Source organism: Nocardia sp. NPDC060259 (assembly GCF_042728775.1).
Classification (GTDB): Bacteria; Actinomycetota; Actinomycetes; order Mycobacteriales; family Mycobacteriaceae; genus Nocardia.
The window spans coordinates 18,772-36,268 of record NZ_JBHXAY010000006.1; the positions used below are offsets into that span (position 1 = coordinate 18,772).

General features: G+C 68.7%; 18 protein-coding genes and 2 tRNA genes. 12 read left to right on the forward strand and 8 right to left on the reverse strand.

Annotated elements, in window-relative coordinates:
• The 3 genes from gltX to ACFWF2_RS04520 all read left to right on the forward strand — a co-directional run bounded on the left by gltX (position 1) and on the right by ACFWF2_RS04520 (position 1,837).
• On the forward strand, positions 1-1,476 hold the full coding sequence (gene gltX / locus ACFWF2_RS04510; protein WP_379304570.1) for a glutamate--tRNA ligase: 1,476 nt from the start codon (positions 1-3) through the stop codon (positions 1,474-1,476).
• A gap of 188 nt (positions 1,477-1,664) precedes the next feature.
• A tRNA-Gln gene (locus ACFWF2_RS04515) sits at positions 1,665-1,736 on the forward strand.
• A gap of 28 nt (positions 1,737-1,764) precedes the next feature.
• Positions 1,765-1,837: transfer RNA gene (locus ACFWF2_RS04520), tRNA-Glu, on the forward strand.
• Between the two features lie 45 nt (positions 1,838-1,882).
• Here ACFWF2_RS04520 and ACFWF2_RS04525 read toward each other — a convergent pair.
• Positions 1,883-2,584, reverse strand: a complete 702-nt coding sequence (locus ACFWF2_RS04525) for an IclR family transcriptional regulator (RefSeq protein WP_378851355.1) — start codon at positions 2,582-2,584, stop codon at positions 1,883-1,885.
• A gap of 63 nt (positions 2,585-2,647) precedes the next feature.
• Between ACFWF2_RS04525 and leuC the strand changes: the two genes are divergently transcribed.
• The 3 genes from leuC to ACFWF2_RS04540 all read left to right on the forward strand — a co-directional run bounded on the left by leuC (position 2,648) and on the right by ACFWF2_RS04540 (position 5,529).
• Positions 2,648-4,072: a 3-isopropylmalate dehydratase large subunit gene (leuC, locus tag ACFWF2_RS04530; RefSeq protein ID WP_379304572.1), complete on the forward strand. Its 1,425-nt coding sequence runs from the start codon at positions 2,648-2,650 to the stop codon at positions 4,070-4,072.
• A 34-nt stretch (positions 4,073-4,106) separates the two neighbouring features.
• Positions 4,107-4,715: a 3-isopropylmalate dehydratase small subunit gene (leuD, locus tag ACFWF2_RS04535; protein ID WP_189024488.1), complete on the forward strand. Its 609-nt coding sequence runs from the start codon at positions 4,107-4,109 to the stop codon at positions 4,713-4,715.
• A 157-nt stretch (positions 4,716-4,872) separates the two neighbouring features.
• Positions 4,873-5,529, forward strand: a complete 657-nt coding sequence (locus tag ACFWF2_RS04540) for an HU family DNA-binding protein (protein ID WP_189024485.1) — start codon at positions 4,873-4,875, stop codon at positions 5,527-5,529.
• 192 nt (positions 5,530-5,721) lie between these two features.
• Here the strand turns inward: ACFWF2_RS04540 and ACFWF2_RS04545 are convergent, their stop codons facing one another.
• The 3 genes from ACFWF2_RS04545 to cofC all read right to left on the reverse strand — a co-directional run bounded on the left by ACFWF2_RS04545 (position 5,722) and on the right by cofC (position 9,583).
• Complete coding sequence (locus ACFWF2_RS04545; protein WP_379304577.1) at positions 5,722-6,642, reverse strand: NUDIX domain-containing protein; 921 nt, start codon at positions 6,640-6,642, stop codon at positions 5,722-5,724.
• Between the two features lie 20 nt (positions 6,643-6,662).
• Complete coding sequence (locus ACFWF2_RS04550; RefSeq protein WP_379304579.1) at positions 6,663-8,819, reverse strand: RNA degradosome polyphosphate kinase; 2,157 nt, start codon at positions 8,817-8,819, stop codon at positions 6,663-6,665.
• A gap of 83 nt (positions 8,820-8,902) precedes the next feature.
• The gene (gene cofC, locus ACFWF2_RS04555) at positions 8,903-9,583 is read right to left on the reverse strand and encodes a 2-phospho-L-lactate guanylyltransferase (RefSeq protein WP_379304581.1); all 681 of its coding nucleotides are present in this window, start codon (positions 9,581-9,583) and stop codon (positions 8,903-8,905) included.
• A gap of 31 nt (positions 9,584-9,614) precedes the next feature.
• Between cofC and ACFWF2_RS04560 the strand changes: the two genes are divergently transcribed.
• Positions 9,615-10,610, forward strand: coding sequence for an NAD(P)H-dependent glycerol-3-phosphate dehydrogenase (locus ACFWF2_RS04560; RefSeq protein ID WP_379304583.1), 996 nt, complete (start codon positions 9,615-9,617; stop codon positions 10,608-10,610).
• 43 nt (positions 10,611-10,653) lie between these two features.
• The gene (locus ACFWF2_RS04565; protein WP_379304585.1) at positions 10,654-11,748 is read left to right on the forward strand and encodes a D-alanine--D-alanine ligase family protein; all 1,095 of its coding nucleotides are present in this window, start codon (positions 10,654-10,656) and stop codon (positions 11,746-11,748) included.
• Between the two features lie 34 nt (positions 11,749-11,782).
• On the opposite strand, the gene ACFWF2_RS04570 is transcribed toward ACFWF2_RS04565, so the two are convergent.
• Entirely contained in the window at positions 11,783-12,637 is an 855-nt protein-coding gene (locus ACFWF2_RS04570) for a DUF3515 family protein (RefSeq protein ID WP_379304587.1), read from the reverse strand.
• A gap of 95 nt (positions 12,638-12,732) precedes the next feature.
• Here ACFWF2_RS04570 and ACFWF2_RS04575 point away from each other — a divergent pair, with 95 nt between their 5' ends.
• Genes ACFWF2_RS04575 through ACFWF2_RS04585 form a run of 3 tightly spaced genes read left to right on the forward strand, consistent with a single transcriptional unit; the run spans position 12,733 to position 14,733 of the window.
• On the forward strand, positions 12,733-13,737 hold the full coding sequence (locus ACFWF2_RS04575; protein WP_379304733.1) for a thiamine-phosphate kinase: 1,005 nt from the start codon (positions 12,733-12,735) through the stop codon (positions 13,735-13,737).
• 11 nt (positions 13,738-13,748) lie between these two features.
• Positions 13,749-14,432: a uracil-DNA glycosylase gene (locus ACFWF2_RS04580; protein ID WP_379304589.1), complete on the forward strand. Its 684-nt coding sequence runs from the start codon at positions 13,749-13,751 to the stop codon at positions 14,430-14,432.
• A gap of 49 nt (positions 14,433-14,481) precedes the next feature.
• Positions 14,482-14,733, forward strand: a complete 252-nt coding sequence (locus ACFWF2_RS04585; RefSeq protein WP_378849454.1) for a hypothetical protein — start codon at positions 14,482-14,484, stop codon at positions 14,731-14,733.
• A 7-nt stretch (positions 14,734-14,740) separates the two neighbouring features.
• Here the strand turns inward: ACFWF2_RS04585 and ACFWF2_RS04590 are convergent, their stop codons facing one another.
• Positions 14,741-15,529 carry an enoyl-CoA hydratase/isomerase family protein gene (locus tag ACFWF2_RS04590; RefSeq protein ID WP_379304591.1) on the reverse strand — a complete coding sequence of 263 codons (789 nt, stop codon included), beginning with the start codon at positions 15,527-15,529 and terminating at the stop codon, positions 14,741-14,743.
• 268 nt (positions 15,530-15,797) lie between these two features.
• Here ACFWF2_RS04590 and ACFWF2_RS04595 point away from each other — a divergent pair, with 268 nt between their 5' ends.
• Positions 15,798-16,670 (forward strand): arginase family protein, encoded by an 873-nt coding sequence (locus ACFWF2_RS04595; protein WP_379304735.1) that lies wholly within the window; start codon positions 15,798-15,800, stop codon positions 16,668-16,670.
• Between the two features lie 5 nt (positions 16,671-16,675).
• On the opposite strand, the gene ACFWF2_RS04600 is transcribed toward ACFWF2_RS04595, so the two are convergent.
• A complete protein-coding gene (locus tag ACFWF2_RS04600) occupies positions 16,676-17,155 on the reverse strand; it encodes a GNAT family N-acetyltransferase (protein ID WP_379304593.1) in 480 nt (159 codons plus the stop codon).
• A gap of 81 nt (positions 17,156-17,236) precedes the next feature.
• Entirely contained in the window at positions 17,237-17,428 is a 192-nt protein-coding gene (gene rpmB / locus ACFWF2_RS04605) for a 50S ribosomal protein L28 (RefSeq protein ID WP_011210730.1), read from the reverse strand.
• Positions 17,429-17,497 lie beyond the last annotated feature (69 nt).

Genomic DNA, 17,497 nt, shown 5'->3' on the forward strand with positions numbered 1-17,497 from the left:
ATGACTGAAGTACGGGTCCGTTTCTGCCCGTCGCCGACCGGCACGCCGCACGTCGGCCTGATCCGCACGGCGCTGTTCAACTGGGCGTACGCGCGCCACCACGGCGGAAGCTTCGTCTTCCGCATCGAAGACACCGACGCCGCACGCGATTCCGAGGATTCCTACCGGGCGATCCTGGACGCGCTGCGCTGGCTCGGCCTGACCTGGGACGAGGGCCCCGAGGTCGGCGGGCCCTACGAGCCGTACCGGCAGTCGCAGCGCCGCGATCAGCACCTCGAGGTCGTGCGCAAGCTGGTCGAGGCGGGCGAGGCCTACGAATCCTTCTCGACCCCGGACGAGGTCGAGGCCCGGCATCTCGCGGCCGGTCGTGACCCGAAACTGGGTTACGACAATTTCGATCGGGACCTGACCGCCGAGCAGATCGCGACATACAAGGCCGAGGGCAGGCCCGCGGTGATCCGGTTGCGGATGCCGAACGAAGATCTCGGCTGGAATGATCTCGTGCGCGGCGAAACCACCTTCAAGGCCGGTACCGTGCCCGACTTCGCGCTCACTCGCGGCAATGGCGATCCGCTTTACACACTGGTGAATCCGGTCGACGACGCGTTGATGAAGATCACCCATGTGCTGCGTGGCGAGGACCTGTTGTCCTCGACGCCGCGCCAGCTCGCTTTGTACGCGGCACTGCAGCGTATCGGGGTCGCGGAGTTCACGCCGGAGTTCGGTCACCTGCCGTTCGTGATGGGCCAGGGCAACAAGAAACTGTCCAAGCGCGACCCGGAATCGAATCTGTTCGTCCACCGTGATCGCGGATTCATCCCCGAGGGTTTGCTGAATTACCTGGCCCTGCTCGGCTGGAGTATCGCCGAGGATCGCGATGTGTTCTCCATGGCGGAGATGGTGGCGGCATTCGACATTTCGACGGTGAATTCGAATCCGGCCCGCTTCGACCAGAAGAAAGCCGACGCCATCAATGCCGAGCAGATTCGTTTGCTCGAGCCGGGTGATTTCGGCCACCGTTTGCGCGAGTACCTGACCGCGCAGGGGCATATCGGCGCCGAAATCGACGAGAAGGCGTTCCTCGCCGCGGCCGAACTCGTGCAGACCCGCATCGTCGTCCTCGGCGACGCGTGGGACCTGCTGAAGTTCCTGTTCGTCGAGCCCGCGGAGTTCGCGATCGACCAGGCCGCCGGCGGCAAGAACCTCGGCGCCGAGGCCGATCCGGTGCTCGACGCCGCGATCGCCGCCGTGGAGCCGCTGGCCGAGTGGACAACGCCTGCCCTGGAAGAGGCGCTGAAGAAGGCGCTGATCGACGATCTGGGGCTCAAGCCGCGCAAGGCGTTCGCGCCGGTGCGCGTCGCGGTGACGGGTTCGCACATCAGCCCGCCGCTCTACGAGTCGATGGAACTGCTCGGCCGCGAGGTCTCGCTCGACCGGCTGCGTGCCGCGCGTGGCTGGGTGCCCGCAGCGCAGTGAGTGCGTCCGGGGCGGACGCGGCCGGTCCGCAGCCGCCCCGGAACGGTCGAAACAGCCAAAAATAGGCTTCTGACCAGGCGATTTGTAGTTTACCCCACTGTGTTTGGTAATCTTCTCCTCGCCGCGGAACACGGCCTCGCAACACCGACAACCAGCCGGTGAGATGCCAGGCCGAGCGTTTCCATCCTTGGGGTATGGTGTAATTGGCAACACAGCTGATTCTGGTTCAGCCATTCTAGGTTCGAGTCCTGGTACCCCAGCAAGGTTTCACTTCGGTGAGATCGTCCTGGCCCCGTCGTCTAGCGGCCTAGGACGCCGCCCTCTCAAGGCGGTAGCGCGGGTTCAAATCCCGTCGGGGCTACAAAGAAAGACCCCCGGTCGAATTCGACCGGGGGTCTTCTTCGTTTTACAACCGCTTGTGCAGTGCCTCGGCGGCGGCGACCAGATCGGCGGCCCAGCGCGCGCCCGGTCGCCTGCCCATCCGGTCGATCGGACCCGAGACCGACACCGCGGCCACCACGAGGCCCGCCGTGTCGCGGACCGGCGCGGAGACGCTCGCCACGCCCTGTGCGCGCTCGGCGGCGCTCTGCGCCCACCCCCGCTTGCGGACCTCGGCCAGCGCGCGATCGCCGAACACCGCGTCGGCCAGGACGGTGCGCTGTAGTTCGGGATCGGCCCACGCCAGCAGCACCTTGGCCGCCGAGCCCGCGGTGAGCGGGAGCCGGGAGCCGACCGGCACGGTGTCGCGCAGGCCGACGGGCGGCTCCAGCGCGGCCACGCAGACGCGTGCGTGCCCGTCGCGGCAGTACAACTGGACACTCTCGCCGGTGATCTCCCGCAGACGGGGCAGAATGGACCCTGCGGCCTCCACCAGTGGATCGGCGGCCCCCGCGGACAGTTCGGTGAGCGCGGGGCCCGGACGCCACAGCCCGTTGCCGTCACGTGCCAGCAGCCGGTGCGTCTCCAGCCCGACCGCCAGCCGGTGCGCCGTGGCGCGGGGCAGGCCGGTGCGGGTGCACAGGTCGTTGAGACCGCATGGCTCGTCCGCGACGGCGTAGAGCACCGCCACGGCTTTGTCGAGGACACCGATACCGCTATGCTGTCTCATAGAACGATACTAACGTCTCATATGTTGAGATACCAAGTATGCCCGTCGAAAGGTGATCAAGCCATGGCCGAGCGCGCCAGCACACTGGCAGAGAAGGTGTGGGAACAGCACGTCGTCACTACCGGTGCCGGCGAAGGTTCCTCCCGTGAACCCGACCTGATCTACATCGATCTGCACCTCGTGCACGAGGTGACCAGCCCGCAGGCCTTCGACGGGCTCCGCGCGGCGGGCAGGCCGGTGCGCAGGCCTGATCTCACCATCGCCACCGAGGACCACAACGTCCCCACCACCGACATCGACAAGCCGATCGCCGACCCCGTCTCGCGCACCCAGGTGGAGACGCTGCGCCGCAACTGCGCCGAGTTCGGCGTCCGCCTGCACCCGATGGGCGATGTCGAGCAGGGCATCGTGCACGTGGTCGGCCCGCAGCTCGGCCTGACCCAGCCGGGCATGACCGTGGTGTGCGGCGACAGCCACACCTCCACCCACGGCGCGTTCGGCGCGCTGGCGATGGGCATCGGCACCAGCGAGGTCGAGCACGTGCTGGCCACCCAGACGCTGTCGCTGCGCCCGTTCAAGACGATGGCCATCACCGTCGACGGCGAATTGGCGCCCGGCGTCACGAGCAAGGACCTGATTCTGGCCGTGATCGCCCAGATCGGCACCGGCGGCGGCCAGGGCTATGTGCTGGAGTACCGCGGCGAGGCGATCCGCAAGCTGTCGATGGAAGCGCGGATGACGATCTGCAACATGTCCATCGAGGCGGGCGCTCGCGCGGGCATGATCGCCCCGGACGAGGTGACCTACGAATTCCTCAGGGGCCGCCCGCACGCACCGCAGGGCGCGGACTGGGACGCCGCGGTGGCCGCCTGGGAGGCGCTGAAGACCGACGAGGGCGCGGTTTTCGACGCCGAGGTCCATATCGACGCGAACAAGCTGACCCCGTTCGTCACCTGGGGCACCAACCCGGGCCAGGGCCTGCCGCTGGGCGCCGACGTGCCGGATCCGGCCCAGATCGCCGACGAGAACGAGCGCGACGCCGCCGAGAAGGCGTTGCGCTACATGGACCTGACGCCGGGAATGCCGCTGCGCGCGGTGAGCGTGGACACCGTATTCGTCGGTTCCTGCACCAACGGCCGGATCGAGGATTTGCGTGCCGTCGCCGATGTTTTGAAGGGACGCCACGTCGCCGACGGGGTGCGAATGCTGGTCGTACCCGGGTCGATGAAGGTGCGCGCGCAGGCGGAAAAAGAAGGACTCGGCGAGATTTTCACCGCCGCGGGCGCGGAATGGCGCCAGGCGGGCTGCTCGATGTGCCTCGGCATGAATCCCGATCAGCTCGAGCCGGGCCAGCGCTGCGCGTCCACCTCGAACCGCAATTTCGAAGGCAGGCAGGGCAAGGGTGGCCGTACCCACCTGGTCTCGCCGCTGGTGGCCGCCGCCACCGCGGTCCGCGGAACCCTGTCCTCGCCCGCCGATCTGGCCTGAGCGCCCCGACCACCACGATCGAAGGAGAATCGTTATGGAAGCCTTCACTGTTCACAAAGGCATCGGGGTCCCGCTGCGCCGGTCCAATGTCGACACCGACCAGATCATCCCCGCCGTTTACCTGAAGCGGGTGACCCGCACGGGTTTCGAGGACGGCTTGTTCGCCGGTTGGCGGGCCGATCCGGACTTCATTCTGAACACCGAGCCCTACCGTCACGGCAGTGTTCTGGTGGCCGGACCGGATTTCGGCACCGGTTCCTCGCGTGAGCACGCGGTGTGGGCGCTGTCGGACTACGGCTTTCGGGTGGTCATCTCGTCGCGTTTCGCCGACATCTTCCGTGGGAATGCGGGCAAGGGCGGCCTGTTGGCCGCGCAGATGTCACAGAACGATGTCGAAATGCTGTGGAAGCTGATGGAGGAACAGCCCGGCCTGGAATTGGTTGTCGACCTGACCGCGCGCACCGTGACGGCGGGAACCGTCGTGTTGCCGTTCGATATTGACGACTACACCAGGTGGCGTCTGCTGGAGGGTTTGGACGACATCGGCCTGACGTTGCGCCAGGCCGACGTCATCGGCGACTTCGAAAAGGGAAGGCCGTCATGGAAACCCGTGACGCTGCCGGAGCCTATTTCGCAAGCGTAATCACCACCGACGATTGGCGGCGCATCCCCTGGGGGCGGTAGCTGGACGTGTGCTAAACCACATGAATTTTGGCGTGGCACATAGACTCTTGCTCAAACTGGGTTTACCGTGGTACCTAGTCGGTCCGACGACGGGCCATTAGTCTGCGGAGGATTCAATGAACAAGGCGGAACTGATCGACGTTCTGACCGAAAAGTTGGGTACGGACAGGCGCACGGCTACTGCGGCTGTCGAGAACGTGGTCGACACCATCGTCCGTGCCGTGCACAAAGGTCAAAGCGTCACCATCACCGGATTCGGTGTGTTCGAACAGCGCAAGCGTGCCCCCAGGGTTGCCCGTAACCCGCGTACCGGTGAAACCGTGAAGGTGAAGGCGACTTCGGTGCCTGCCTTCCGGCCGGGCGCTCAGTTCAAGGCGGTGATCGCGGGCAAGCAGAAGCTGGCCGCGTCCGGCCCCGCCGTCAAGCGCGGCGTGAACGCCCCGGTGGCGGCGAAGAAGGCGGCAGCCAAGAAGACGGCGGCCAAGAAGACCGCCGCCAAGAAGGCGACGCCGTCGAAGGGTCCGGCCAAGACCACCGCCCGTAAGGCAGCCACCAAGGCACCCGCCGCCAAGAAGACCACGACGGCGGCAGCGAAGAAGACCACCGCCGCCAAGAAGACCACGGCGGCAAAGAAAGTGACCGCGGCCAAGAAGGCGCCGGCGAAGAAGGTCACGGCGGCCAAGAAGACCACCGCCGCCAAGACCACGGCCGCCAAGAAGGCCCCCGCGAAGAAGACTGCTGCGAAGAAGACAGCCACCCGTCGTGCTCGTTGATCCCGCCGCAGCGGGATCGGGTCGGGGAATGTGCACGTAGGCGTACCTCCGCCTTCGCTCCGGCCATGCGCGAAAGACTGTGGAACGCTGTCGCGCCTGTGCTTATTGAGCCGCATCACCCACCACTGGACCGAGAACGGCCCCGGGAAACCCGGGGCCGTTTCGGCTGTTTGAGGGCACTCAGGCCGGTATTCAGGCGGTGACGATGCCCGTCGACAGCGAACGGTCCATATGGTCGGCGGCGACCAATCGGTCCCCGACGAACGACAATGCCCAGACGCTGCCCTTGCGATTGCGGGCAGGCGGCAGCGTGAGCTCGCTGCGCTGGGCGAGCCACTGCACCAGATCGGGAATCACCCCGCCCTGACTGCACACGACCGGGACACCCCGATCCGTTACCAAAGACAGAAATCGCTGCCGCGCGGCGCTTTTCGCTGAATCGTAACCTTGCTCGGAAAACATTGGCTCGCAATTGATTTCGGTGTTCAACTGTTCCGCCAACGGTGTCACGGTTTGGATACAGCGCAGCGGATCGGCCGAATGGATCTCGGATGCCCCGAACGCCAGCAGATTCGGCGTCAATGCCTTCGCCTGCTGCTCGCCGGCGGGCTCGAGCGGGCGCAACTCGTCGGGTCCGTCGAAGCGCGCGCGCTTGCCCGCCTTGGCATGGCGCACCAGCAGCACCGTGTTCGTCGTCGCGGGCAGCCGGGCGAACATCCGCACGACCTGACGGTCCATCGGATACGACAGCTGATCCATCACCTGGTCGAGCGGGAACCAGCGCAGCTGGTCGACTTCGGCGTTGACGGCGAACTCGCCCGCCGCGGCTTCGGCGGCCCAGTAGTCGACCCGCTTGAGCTGACGGTGGCCGGGGATCGGATAGGTGACGTGCCCGAGATAGCGCCCGAGCGTGCACGGCAGGCCGGTTTCCTCGCCGACCTCGCGGACCGCGGCGACGATCGGGGTCTCGCCGGGGTCGAGCTTGCCCTTGGGCAGCGACCAGTCGCCGTATTTGGGCCGGTGGATCACGGCGATTTCCGGCCCAGCGGCGCCGATGCGCCACAGGACCGCGCCCGCGGCATGGATGTTGGGCCGCACTCTGGGGTCACGCATCGGTTTCTGTACGCCCTTGCTCACGGCTGATCGGGACGACGCAGCCGCATGAGGAACTGCTGGTGGTCGCGCACCCCGCCGGCCTCGGCAGCGGTCGGGCTTGCCTGCCAGGTGCCGTCGGGACCGAGCACCCAGCAGCGGGTCATCGGGTCCAGCGCCGAATCGAACACCATGGCGAGCTGTTCGACCAGGCGCGGATCCTTCACCTGCACCATGACCTCCACGCGGCGGTCGAGGTTGCGGTGCATCATGTCGGCGCTGCCGATCCAGGTCTGTTCCTGCGCGCCGAACTCGATCACCCGGGAGTGCTCGAGGAAGCGGCCCAGAATCGAGCGCACCTCGATGTTCTCGCTCAGGCCCGCCACACCGGGGCGAAGGCCGCAGATGCCGCGCACCACGATCTGGACCGGAACCCCCGCCTGGGAGGCCCGGTACAGCGCGTCGATGATCTGCTCGTCGACGATCGCGTTGGCCTTGATCCGGATCCGCGCGCCGAGTCCCTGCCTGGCCAGTTCGATCTCGCGGTCGATCCGGTCGATGATGCCCGCCCGCACGCCGAGCGGGGCGACCATCAGATTGCGGTAGTCCTCCTTGCGGGAGTAACCGGTCAGCGAATTGAACAGGTCGGTCAGGTCGGCGCCGATTTCCGGTGCGGCCGTGAACAATCCGACGTCCTCGTACAGGCGCGCGGTCTTCGGGTTGTAGTTGCCGGTGCCGATGTGGCAGTAGCGGCGGATGGTCGAGCCCTCGCGGCGCACCACCAGGCAGGTCTTGCAGTGGGTCTTGAGGCCGATGAGGCCGTAGACGACGTGCACGCCCGCCTGTTCCAGTGCGCGCGCCCATTTGATGTTGGCCTGCTCGTCGAAGCGGGCCTTGATCTCGACCAGCGCGACGACCTGCTTGCCCGCCTCGGCGGCCTCGATCAGCGCGTTGATGATGGGCGAGTCACCGGAGGTGCGGTACAGCGTCTGCTTGATCGCGAGCACCTGCGGATCGGCCGCGGCCTGCTCGATGAAACGCTGCACGCTGGTGGAGAACGAGTCGTAGGGGTGGTGCACCAGCACGTCGCCCTCGCGCAGCGCGGCGAAGACATTGCGCGGAGTCTCGCGCTCGCCGAAGGCCGCCGGGGTGGCCGGGACATACGGCGCGTCCTTGAGATCGGGACGGTCGACGCCGTAGACCTGCCAGAGGCAGGACAGGTCGAGCAGTCCGGGAACCTGGATCACATCGGCGGGGTCGACCTCGAGCTCACGTAGTAGCAACTCCAGCATGTGCTCGGTCATGTCGTCGGAGACCTCGAGCCGCACCGGCTTACCGAAACGGCGGCGGGCGAGTTCGCGTTCCATCGCCTGCAGCAGGTCTTCGTCGCGGTCCTCGTCGACCTCGAAATCGGCGTTGCGGGTGATCCGGAACGAATGCGTCTCCACCACGGTCAGGCCGGGGAACAGCAGATCGAGGTGCGCGGCGATGAGGTCTTCCATCGGCAGGAACGCCGCGATCGCCGACGGCGCCGCGGTGCGCCGGACGCGGACGAACCGGTCGACATTGTCGGGCACCTTCACGCGGGCGAAATGCTCACCGCCGGTGCCCGCGTCCTTCACCGTCACGGCGAGGTTGAGGCTCAGGCCGGAGATGTAGGGGAACGGGTGCGCCGGGTCGACGGCCAGCGGGGTGAGCACGGGGAACACCTGGTCGGTGAAGTAGCCCGAAAGGCGCTGCCGTTCATCGTCGTCGAGATCGGCCCAGCCGATGAGGTCGATGCCCTCGGTGGCCAGCGCCGGATCGACGTCGTCGAGGAAGACGTTCGCGTGGCGCTCGGCGAGTTCCTGGGCGCGCGCGGTGATCATCTCCAGCTGTTCCGACGGTGAGCGGCCGTCGGCGGAGCGCACCGACAGACCGGTCTCGGCGCGACGTTTGAGCCCGGCGACACGGACCATGTAGAACTCGTCGAGGTTCGAGGCGAAAATCGCCAGGAACTTCGCGCGTTCGAGCAGCGGCAGCGAGGCGTCCTCGGCGAGAGCGAGCACCCGGGCGTTGAAGTCGAGCCAGCTCAGTTCGCGGTTGAGATAGCGATCCCGGGGCAATCGCTGCGAGGTGGTGTCACCGCCCGAGGCGATGGCGGCCGCAGGTGGCGGGGAAATCGGGGGCTGCTGCTTGATGGTTTCCGTGTCGCTCACGCATCAATCATCCCCTACATACCGGGCAGTCCGCAGCATGACACCGACCGGTTCGCCCGATGTGAACTGATTGCGGCGATCGGCTAGCACACGGTGCGAACGGGGTCACCGATCCGTGCGGGCAGCCCGAATTCGCGGAGCGTGATCGCGGTGCGCGGGCCGACCCCGAGCGTGCGGACGGTATCGAGGTCGGCGGGGGTGTCGACGTCGCAGCGCAGGCCGGGCCAGTGCCCGGAGAGGGGGTGCGCGCCGGCGTCGCGGTGGGCGCGGGCGGAGTCGGCGCCGAAACGTGGTGCCAGTGCGGCGGTGGTATCGCGGACCAGTAATGCCGCGGTGCCGGTGCCGGTGTGATCGATCACGACCGAGCGAATTCCGTCGGGCGCGACCGTGAGCAGGTCGGCGAGTTCGGCCGGGCGCAGGGCGGGGAGGTCGGCCTGCAGAGCCAGCAGATGGGCGGGGCCGTGCCGGTCGCGCACGTCGGCGGCCCCTGCGGCCAGGGCCGTGTTGAGCGGATCGTCGGCGCCCACCGGCTCGTCGAGCACGTACGCGCCGAGCTCGCGGGCGCGGGCGGCCACGAGTGGATCGGGCGTGACGACGGTCAGCGACAACACCTCGGGCACGGCGGTCGCTGCCGCGACGGTGTCGGCGAACATGGCCAGCACGAGCTGCCCGCGCTGCTCGGGAGTCAGCACGTCGGCCAGCCTGCTCTTGGCCCGATCGATGTGCTTGACCGCCATCACGGCGTGCACGGTGTGCGGACGCATGGGGTCAATCCTTCCATGGCATATTGAGCTGATGACGAGGGCGGCGGTTATGGGTGCGGGGTCGTGGGGCACCGCGTTCGCGAAGGTGTTGGCAGAGGCGGGGACCGATGTCACGATCTGGGCCAGGCGAGCCGAGGTGGCGCAGGCGCTCGACACCGAGCATCGCAACCCGTTCTACCTGCCCGGCGTGCAGTTGCCGCCCGTGCGGGCCACCGACGATCACGGGGCCGCGCTCGCGGGCGCCGACCTGGTCGTGCTCGCCGTGCCGTCGCAGTCGCTGCGCGCGAATCTGGACCGGTGGAAGGGCGATATCGACGCCGACGCCACCCTGCTCAGTCTCGCCAAGGGCATCGAGACCGGCACCCTGCTGCGGATGAGTCAGGTCATCGCGGAGGTCACCGGGGCCGAGCCGGGACGCATCGCGGTGCTGTCGGGTCCGAACCTGGCCGGTGAGATCGCGCAATGTCAGCCCGCGGCGACGGTGATCGCGTGCACCGACACCGAGCGTGCCGGGGTGGCACAGCGGGCCTGCGCCACCGGGTATTTCCGGCCGTACACGAATACCGATGTGATCGGCTGCGAGATCGGTGGCGCGTGCAAGAACGTCATCGCGCTGGCCTGTGGCATCGCCTCGGGGATGGGGCTCGGTGACAACACCGTCGCCAGCCTGATCACCCGCGGGCTGGCCGAGGTCATCCGGCTCGGGGTCGCGCTCGGAGCGCAGCCGGTCACCCTGGCCGGGCTCGCCGGTGTCGGTGATCTCGTGGCTACCTGCACCTCGCCGCTGTCGCGCAACCGGTCCTTCGGCCATGTGCTCGGCGCGGGCGGTTCGATGCAGGCCGCGCAGGAAGCGACCAATGGGCAGGTCGCCGAAGGTGTGAAGTCGTGCACATCGGTGCGGGCCCTGGCCGCCGCGCATCAGGTGGAGATGCCGCTGACCGACGCGGTGCACCGGGTGTGCCACGAGGGCCTTTCGGTGCGTGAGGCGGTCGACAGTTTGCTCGGCAGGCGGATCAAACCCGAGTAGGGCGATAGCGCCGCGAACCGGGCAAACGGTTACGGTGACGTTCATGACGAACCGGATCAGGGTGGCCGTGGTTTTCGGCGGGCGCAGCAGCGAGCACGCCGTCTCGTGTGTGTCGGCGAGCAGTGTGCTGCGCAACCTCGATCCAGAACGCTACGAGGTGGTGCCGATCGGCATCACCGCCGACGGCGGCTGGGTGCTCGCCGAGGGCATCGGCGAACTCGCGCTCAGCCACGGTTCGCTGCCGGCGGTCGACGCGGCGGGCACCGCGCTCACCCTGGCCGCCGATCCCAGCCGCGCCGGTGCGCTGGTGGCGCTCGACGATCCCTCGGCCGCGCTGGGCCGGGTCGACGTGGTGTTCCCGATCCTGCACGGTCCGTTCGGCGAGGACGGGACCTTACAGGGCATGCTCGAGTTAGCCGGCGTCCCCTACGTGGGGGCGGGCGTGCTGGCCAGTGCCGCGGGCATGGACAAGGAGTTCACCAAGAAATTGCTGGCGGCCGAGGGGTTGCCCGTCGGCGTGCAGGTCGTGCTGCGGCCCGGTACCGCGACGCTGACCGAGGCGGAGCGGGCACGGATCGGACTGCCCGCGTTCGTGAAGCCGGCGCGCGGTGGGTCCTCGATCGGCATCACCAAGATCACCGGCTGGGCCGATCTCGACGCCGCGATCGCCGCGGCGCGCGAGCACGATCCGAAGGTGATCGTAGAAGCGGGCATCGTCGGCCGGGAAGTCGAGTGCGGCGTGCTGGAATTCGCCGACGGCCAGGTGCGGGCCAGCGTCGTCTCCGAGATCCGGATGCCCGACGCCGATGCCGCCGCACCCGAGTTCTACGACTTCGCCACCAAGTACCTCGACGACGTGTGCGAATTCGATGTGCCCGCCAAGCTCGACGACGAGGTCGCCGACCAGATCCGCGAGCTGTCGGTGGCCGCGTTCCGCGCACTGGACTGCCAGGGGCTGGCGCGTGTCGACTTCTTCGTCACCGCGGACGGTCCGGTGATCAACGAGATCAACACCATGCCCGGGTTCACCCCGATCTCGCAGTACCCGCGGATGTGGGAAGCGACTGGGATCGACTACCCGGCGCTGGTGTCGACGCTGATCGAGACAGCCGTGGCGCGCGGCACCGGTTTGCGCTGAGCTGTGTCCTCGGCGGCTGCGCCGGTCGCCGAAACTACAGTTCGCCCGGGTTCGGTTGGCGGGCAGGCAGATTCGCGGTGATGACGTCGGACACCGTGGTGATCGCGCCGGTTCCCGAGCCGTCGGGGACGGTCAGGGCGATGTAGGTTTCGCGGTCGACGGCGAACCAGGTGCCGACCTTGCCGACCTCGTCGCGGACCTGGAACCACTGCACGCCGTTGATCTCGGTCAGTGTGGACGCGCGGTTGAATTCCAGCGGCCGGTCGAGGCCGCAGCGCAGGACGATCGGTTCGCCGCCGTCGGGGTGCTGCCAGGCGCGGGTGGCGGGCGGCGCCGGTTCGGCGAGGGTGGACTTGGTGTAGTCGCCGAGGTCGGCGGGCAGGGCGGGGAGCAGGGCCTGGCAGGCGGGGCCGTCGGCGGCGGGGGCGGGGACCGGGCCGAGGGGGAGGGGTTCGCGTTCGACAGGGGCGCGCAGGGCGAGGAAGGCGGCTGCGAGGACGCCGACGATCAGGACGATCGGCAGGGCGACGGCGGTGGCGATGAGCGCGGGGGAGTAGGGCGTCGACGTATCGTCGTCATCCGCATCCGCATCCGCATCCGCATCCGCATCCGCATCCGCATCCGCATCCGCATCCGGCTTCGCATCGGAATCGGCATCGGTGTCGGCCTCCGGATTCGCGTCGGCGTCCCGCTTCGCACTCGCGTCGGGCTTCGCGTCGCTGTCGGCGGCACCGCTGTCGGTCGACGCGGTGCCCGCCGCCGAATCGGCGTCCGAGCCGGTCGTCGGCTTGCCGGTCGAGGACTCGGGCGCGGTGTCGGGGCCGTCGCCGGCCGGGGACGTGTTGTCCCGATCGTCTGCCGCTGTCGAGTCCGACGAATCCGCCGCCATAACCGTCCGGTCCTTTCCGTTGTGTCCGATCGCCTCCGAAAGGGTACCGTCGGGGCGATTTCGTCGGTCGTCAGCACAGTGGGAAGGGGCCGGTCATCAGCGAGGACAGCCGTCCGCAGACGGTGCGTGAGCTGGGCGAGTTCGCCTTGATCGACCGGATCAACGCGGGCAGGCAGCAGGCAGCGCACGTCCTGCTCGGACCCGGTGACGATGCCGCGCTGGTCGCCGCGCCCGACGGCCGGTTCGTGGTGAGCACCGACATGCTCGTCGAAGGCAGGCACTTCCGGCTCGACTGGTCGGCGCCCGAGGACATCGGCCGCAAGGCGATCGCCCAGAACGCCGCCGACATCGTGGCCATGGGCGCGCGTCCGACGGCGTTCGTGGTCGCGCTCGGCTGTCCGGCCGACACCCCGGTGCCGGTGGTGGAGGGCATCGCCGACGGCATGTGGGCCGAGGCGGGGCGCGCGGGCGGGTCGATCGCGGGCGGCGATCTGGTGCTCAGCGAACAGCTGGTCGTCTCGGTGACCGCGTTCGGCGACCTGGGCGGGCAGGCCGCGATCACCCGTGCGGGTGCCGAGGCGGGCGACATCGTCGCTGTCGCAGGCGAACTCGGCTGGTCCGGTGCGGGGCTTGCCGTATTGTCCGGCAGCGCGGACTCTTCCGATCCAGCCTTCGCGCATGCCCTTGCGACACATCGGGTTCCGCAGCCGCCGTATGGCGCCGTGCTGGACGTGGTCGGCGGCTCGGTCCCGAACGCGCTCACCGATGTCTCCGACGGATTGCTCGCCGACCTCGGTCATCTCGCCGCGGCCTCCGGGGTCGCCGTCGACGTGCACAGCGCGGCGCTGGCCGATCCCGAACTGACCGCGATCGCCCGCCTGCTCGATGCCGATGCGGCGCAATGGATTCTGGCCGGCGGCGAGGACCACGCCTTCGCGGGAACCTGGCCCGCCGGCACGGCGCTGCCGCCCGGCTGGCGGCCGATCGGGGTCGTCACCGCAGGCAGTGGCGTCACCGTGGACGGTGCGCGGCCCGCGGGCGGCACCGGCTGGGAATCGTTCCGTGGGGCGGACGCCACGCCCACCGGCCGGAAACGATAGGTTGTGCGGTCATGGGTGCCAAACCACTGTCGGAGATCATCGATCCGGGCTGGGCCCGGGCACTGGAACCGGTCGCCGACCGGATCAGCGAGATGGGCGAATTCCTGCGCGCGGAGAATGCCGCGGGTCGCGGCTATCTACCGTCCGGGGAGAACGTGCTGCGCGCGTTCCGGCGCCCGTTCGACGCGGTGCGCGTGCTGATCGTCGGCCAGGATCCCTACCCGACGCCGGGCCACGCCATGGGCCTGAGTTTCTCTGTCGCGCCGGATGTTTCGCCGGTGCCGCGCAGCCTGTCCAACATCTTCGCCGAGTACAGCAAGGACCTCGGCTTCGATACGCCGAGCTGCGGTGACCTGAGCCCGTGGTCGGATCAGGGTGTGCTGCTGCTGAACCGGGTGCTCACCGTCACCCCCGGCACCCCGGCCTCGCATCGCGGCAAGGGCTGGGAAGCGGTCACCGAGCAGGCCATCCGTGCGCTGGTCGCCCGGGACGAACCGCTGGTCGCCGTGCTGTGGGGCCGCGACGCGGGCTCGCTCAAACCCACCCTCACCGAGGCCGAGATCCCCTATATCGAATCGGCGCACCCCTCACCGCTGTCGGCTTCGCGGGGCTTCTTCGGTTCGCGACCCTTCTCCCGGGTCAACGAACTGCTCGACGAACTCGGCGCCGAACCAGTCGATTGGCGGCTGCCCTGACCCGGGGCGTCGCCCGCACCAGAAGAAAATGATGAAGGAGCACAACCGCATGCACATCACGACCGTTCGCGCTGCCGTCGCGACCGCCGCCGTCGCCGCCGCCCTCACCGCGGGCGCCGCCTCGGCCAACGCGGCCGGGCTCGCGCTCGAGCCCTACGACGAGCAGGCCGCGCCGGTGGCCACCAGCCAGATCGGTGAGGAATGGACCTCCACCGGCACCTCCACCATCTCCGCCGGCGTGAACGCGAAGGTGACCTGCCTGCTGCAGAACACCTTCAGCGCCCTCGGCGCAGCCTGCTGAGGCTGATTCAGTTCAGCCCGAGGTAATCGGGCTTGCGCTTGGCAACGAAGGCGTCGACGCCTTCGCGGCCGGTGCTGTTGTTCGCGGCGGCGGCGATGCTGTCGCGTTCGGCGTCGAGCTGCTGGTCCAGGGTCGCCGTTGGCGATTGGGCCAGCAGCTTTTTCATGGCCGAGTACGTGGCGCGGGGGCCGGTGACGAAACTCCGGGCGACGCGCAGGGCCTCGGCGCGGACCTCGTCGTCGGCGACGGTGCGGCTCAGGATGCCGAGGCGCACGGCTTCCTCGGCGCCGATCACGGCGTCGGTGAGCAGGATCTCCCTGGCACGGCTCGCGCCGACGATGCGGGGCAGCAGCCAGGACATGCCACCGTCGGGGCTCAGGCCGATGCCAGGGTAGGCGGGGCGCAGCTTGGTCGACGGGCCACCGATGGCGATGTCGGCGGCGCACACCAGGCTCATGCCGGCGCCCGCGGCCCAGCCGTGCACCGAGGCGACGACCGGGACAGGGGTGGCGGCCAGGGCGCGCGCGAAGTCGTGCAGCTCGTCGGCCAGCTTGTACAGGTAGGCGCCGCGGTCGTCGGCACCGGCGAAGTGATGGACGTTGCCGCCCGCGCAGAAATTGGCGCCCGCACCGGTCAGCAGCACGGCGCCGACCTCGGAATCGAGCGAGCGCAGAGCTTCGGTGCCCTCATTGACCAGGTCGAAATTCATCGAGGTGCCCGCCGCGGCGGTGGCGATCGTCAGCTGCAGCACGCCGTCGACGAGGGTGACGGCGGTGACCGGTTCGGTGGTACTCATCTCGTCACCCTAGCGAGGGCCGCGGCACCACAACTGTTCGGGCAGCAGGGTGTGCAGGGTCGATGCGGCGGACGCCGGTTTCCGGCCACTGCGTGGCGTCGCTGTGCGGCCGAAGCGCGAACACGCCCGTGGCTACCGTCACACACCGAGTGATGACAGACTGATCCGGTAGCGGAATCTCCGCCAATTCTCGGCTGAGCGGCATTGATGCCGAGTGCAGGATCGGACCGCCACCTTCGTTCGATCGGAGGCTCAGCGAGTGGGTGCGATGAGTGGGAGGCGCTGGGCGCTGCTGGGATCGCCGCTGGACTGCTCGGGGAGGGGTCGGGGCGAGGAACGAGGCCCCGATGCCCTGCGCGCGGCGGGGCTCGTCGACCGTCTGGGGATTGCGGACCGGGGCGATATGCATCCGCTCTTGACCGACGCGCGTCGCGATCCGGCGACGGGGATCGTCGGCTTCGCTCAGGTCCGCGACGCGTGCGTGGGGGTCCGGGACCGGGTCCGCGGCGTGCTCGCCGATGGGCTGCGGCCATTGGTGGTCGGCGGCGACTGCAGCTTCCTCGTCGGCGCGCTGGCGGGTGCCCGCCTCAGCATGGGCCGGGTTGGTCTGGCATTCTTCGACGGCCACCTCGACTCCCTGGACGGCAGCACCTCGCCGACCGGCGAGTGCGCCGACATGGACCTCGCCATCAGCTACGGGCACGGTCCCCCTGGAATCGTGGACCTCGCCGGTCCGCCACCCACCGTCAGCCCCCGCGATGTCATCGCCGTTGGCTACCGCCCCAGCGACGGCCTCGAAGAGCGTGTCGTCGACAAGCGCACCGTGAGAATCGCAGCGGACGAGCTGAGGCGGCGTGACGCGACCGCGGTCGGCGCCGACATTGCGCAGCGCGCCGACAAGATCGGCCGCTATTGGGTCCACCTCGACGTCGACGTCCTGGATGAGAAGGTCCTCACGGCGGTCACCTATCCCCAGGGCGGCGGTATCGACTACGAAACGCTCGCCCTGCTTCTCCGTCCAGCGCTCTCCGGTGCCGGGCTCATCGGTTTCAGCGTCGCCGACCTTGTGCCGCCCCTCGATGTCGACGGCACCGACACGAGGCGGCTCACTGCGTTCCTCGTCGAGATGCTCTCGCCCTGAACCACCTACGGATAGTCCACGGCCCGGCTGAGGCCGCGGCGCCACAACTGTTCGGGCAGCAGGGTGAAGGGGTCGACCCGGCGGACTCCGGTGTCGGCGAAGCCGTGCCTGCGATAGAAGGCATGGGCGCGTGGATAGTCGCCGAACACCCACAGCGTGCACGGTGAACCCGGCGCGGCGGCGTCGATCAGGGCGTCGGCGACGCCGGTGCCGTGCCACGCCGCGCGGACGTAGAGGGCTTCCAGTTCGGTGTCGGTCGCGGCGGCGAAACCGATCAGCCGGTCACCGGCCAGCGCGATCGGCAACCGGTGGGTCCCGTCGGTGCGGCGGCGTTCCCAGATGGCGGCGGAGCGTTCGAGGTCGAATCCGGCGAGCACATGCCCGGGGACGAGGGCGTCGTACGCCTCGCGCCAGCTCGCGATGTGGCAGGCGGCCAGTGCGGTGACGCGCTCGCCGGTCAGTGCCTCGATCCGCCAGTCAGGCACCTCGGCCCCCATCGACGACAAAGCCCCGGATCACCCACGCGGGGTGCCGGGGCACTGTCGGCAGAATGTACGGGCTGAGAATCAGCCGCGAACGACCTTGCCCGCCTTCAGGCAGGAGGTGCACACGTTCATCCGGCGGGTGTTGCCAGGGGCAACCTGCGCACGCACGGTCTGGATGTTCGGGTTCCAGCGACGGTTGGTGCGCCGGTGCGAGTGCGAGACCGACTTCCCGAAACCGGGGCCCTTGGCGCAGACGTCGCAAACGGCAGCCATGTCGCGAGCTCCTTCATGTCATAAGCGGACAGCGGCGCACGTATGCCCGCTGAACCGGAAACTGATGTC

What these genes read in the sequence shown, in the direction of transcription:
- leuC (WP_379304572.1), top strand. Translation starts at nt 2,648, where the DNA reads ATGGCCGAGCGCGCCAGCACACTGGCAGAGAAGGTGTGGGAACAGCAC.
- gltX (WP_379304570.1), top strand. Translation starts at nt 1, where the DNA reads ATGACTGAAGTACGGGTCCGTTTCTGCCCGTCGCCGACCGGCACGCCG.
- ACFWF2_RS04525 (WP_378851355.1), bottom strand. Translation starts at nt 2,584, where the DNA reads ATGAGACAGCATAGCGGTATCGGTGTCCTCGACAAAGCCGTGGCGGTG.
- cofC (WP_379304581.1), bottom strand. Translation starts at nt 9,583, where the DNA reads ATGCGTCCGCACACCGTGCACGCCGTGATGGCGGTCAAGCACATCGAT.
- ACFWF2_RS04585 (WP_378849454.1), top strand. Translation starts at nt 14,482, where the DNA reads ATGCACATCACGACCGTTCGCGCTGCCGTCGCGACCGCCGCCGTCGCC.
- rpmB (WP_011210730.1), bottom strand. Translation starts at nt 17,428, where the DNA reads ATGGCTGCCGTTTGCGACGTCTGCGCCAAGGGCCCCGGTTTCGGGAAG.
- ACFWF2_RS04560 (WP_379304583.1), top strand. Translation starts at nt 9,615, where the DNA reads ATGACGAGGGCGGCGGTTATGGGTGCGGGGTCGTGGGGCACCGCGTTC.
- ACFWF2_RS04595 (WP_379304735.1), top strand. Translation starts at nt 15,798, where the DNA reads ATGAGTGGGAGGCGCTGGGCGCTGCTGGGATCGCCGCTGGACTGCTCG.
- ACFWF2_RS04545 (WP_379304577.1), bottom strand. Translation starts at nt 6,642, where the DNA reads ATGCGTGACCCCAGAGTGCGGCCCAACATCCATGCCGCGGGCGCGGTC.
- ACFWF2_RS04540 (WP_189024485.1), top strand. Translation starts at nt 4,873, where the DNA reads ATGAACAAGGCGGAACTGATCGACGTTCTGACCGAAAAGTTGGGTACG.
- leuD (WP_189024488.1), top strand. Translation starts at nt 4,107, where the DNA reads ATGGAAGCCTTCACTGTTCACAAAGGCATCGGGGTCCCGCTGCGCCGG.
- ACFWF2_RS04570 (WP_379304587.1), bottom strand. Translation starts at nt 12,637, where the DNA reads ATGGCGGCGGATTCGTCGGACTCGACAGCGGCAGACGATCGGGACAAC.
- ACFWF2_RS04565 (WP_379304585.1), top strand. Translation starts at nt 10,654, where the DNA reads ATGACGAACCGGATCAGGGTGGCCGTGGTTTTCGGCGGGCGCAGCAGC.
- ACFWF2_RS04590 (WP_379304591.1), bottom strand. Translation starts at nt 15,529, where the DNA reads ATGAGTACCACCGAACCGGTCACCGCCGTCACCCTCGTCGACGGCGTG.
- ACFWF2_RS04580 (WP_379304589.1), top strand. Translation starts at nt 13,749, where the DNA reads ATGGGTGCCAAACCACTGTCGGAGATCATCGATCCGGGCTGGGCCCGG.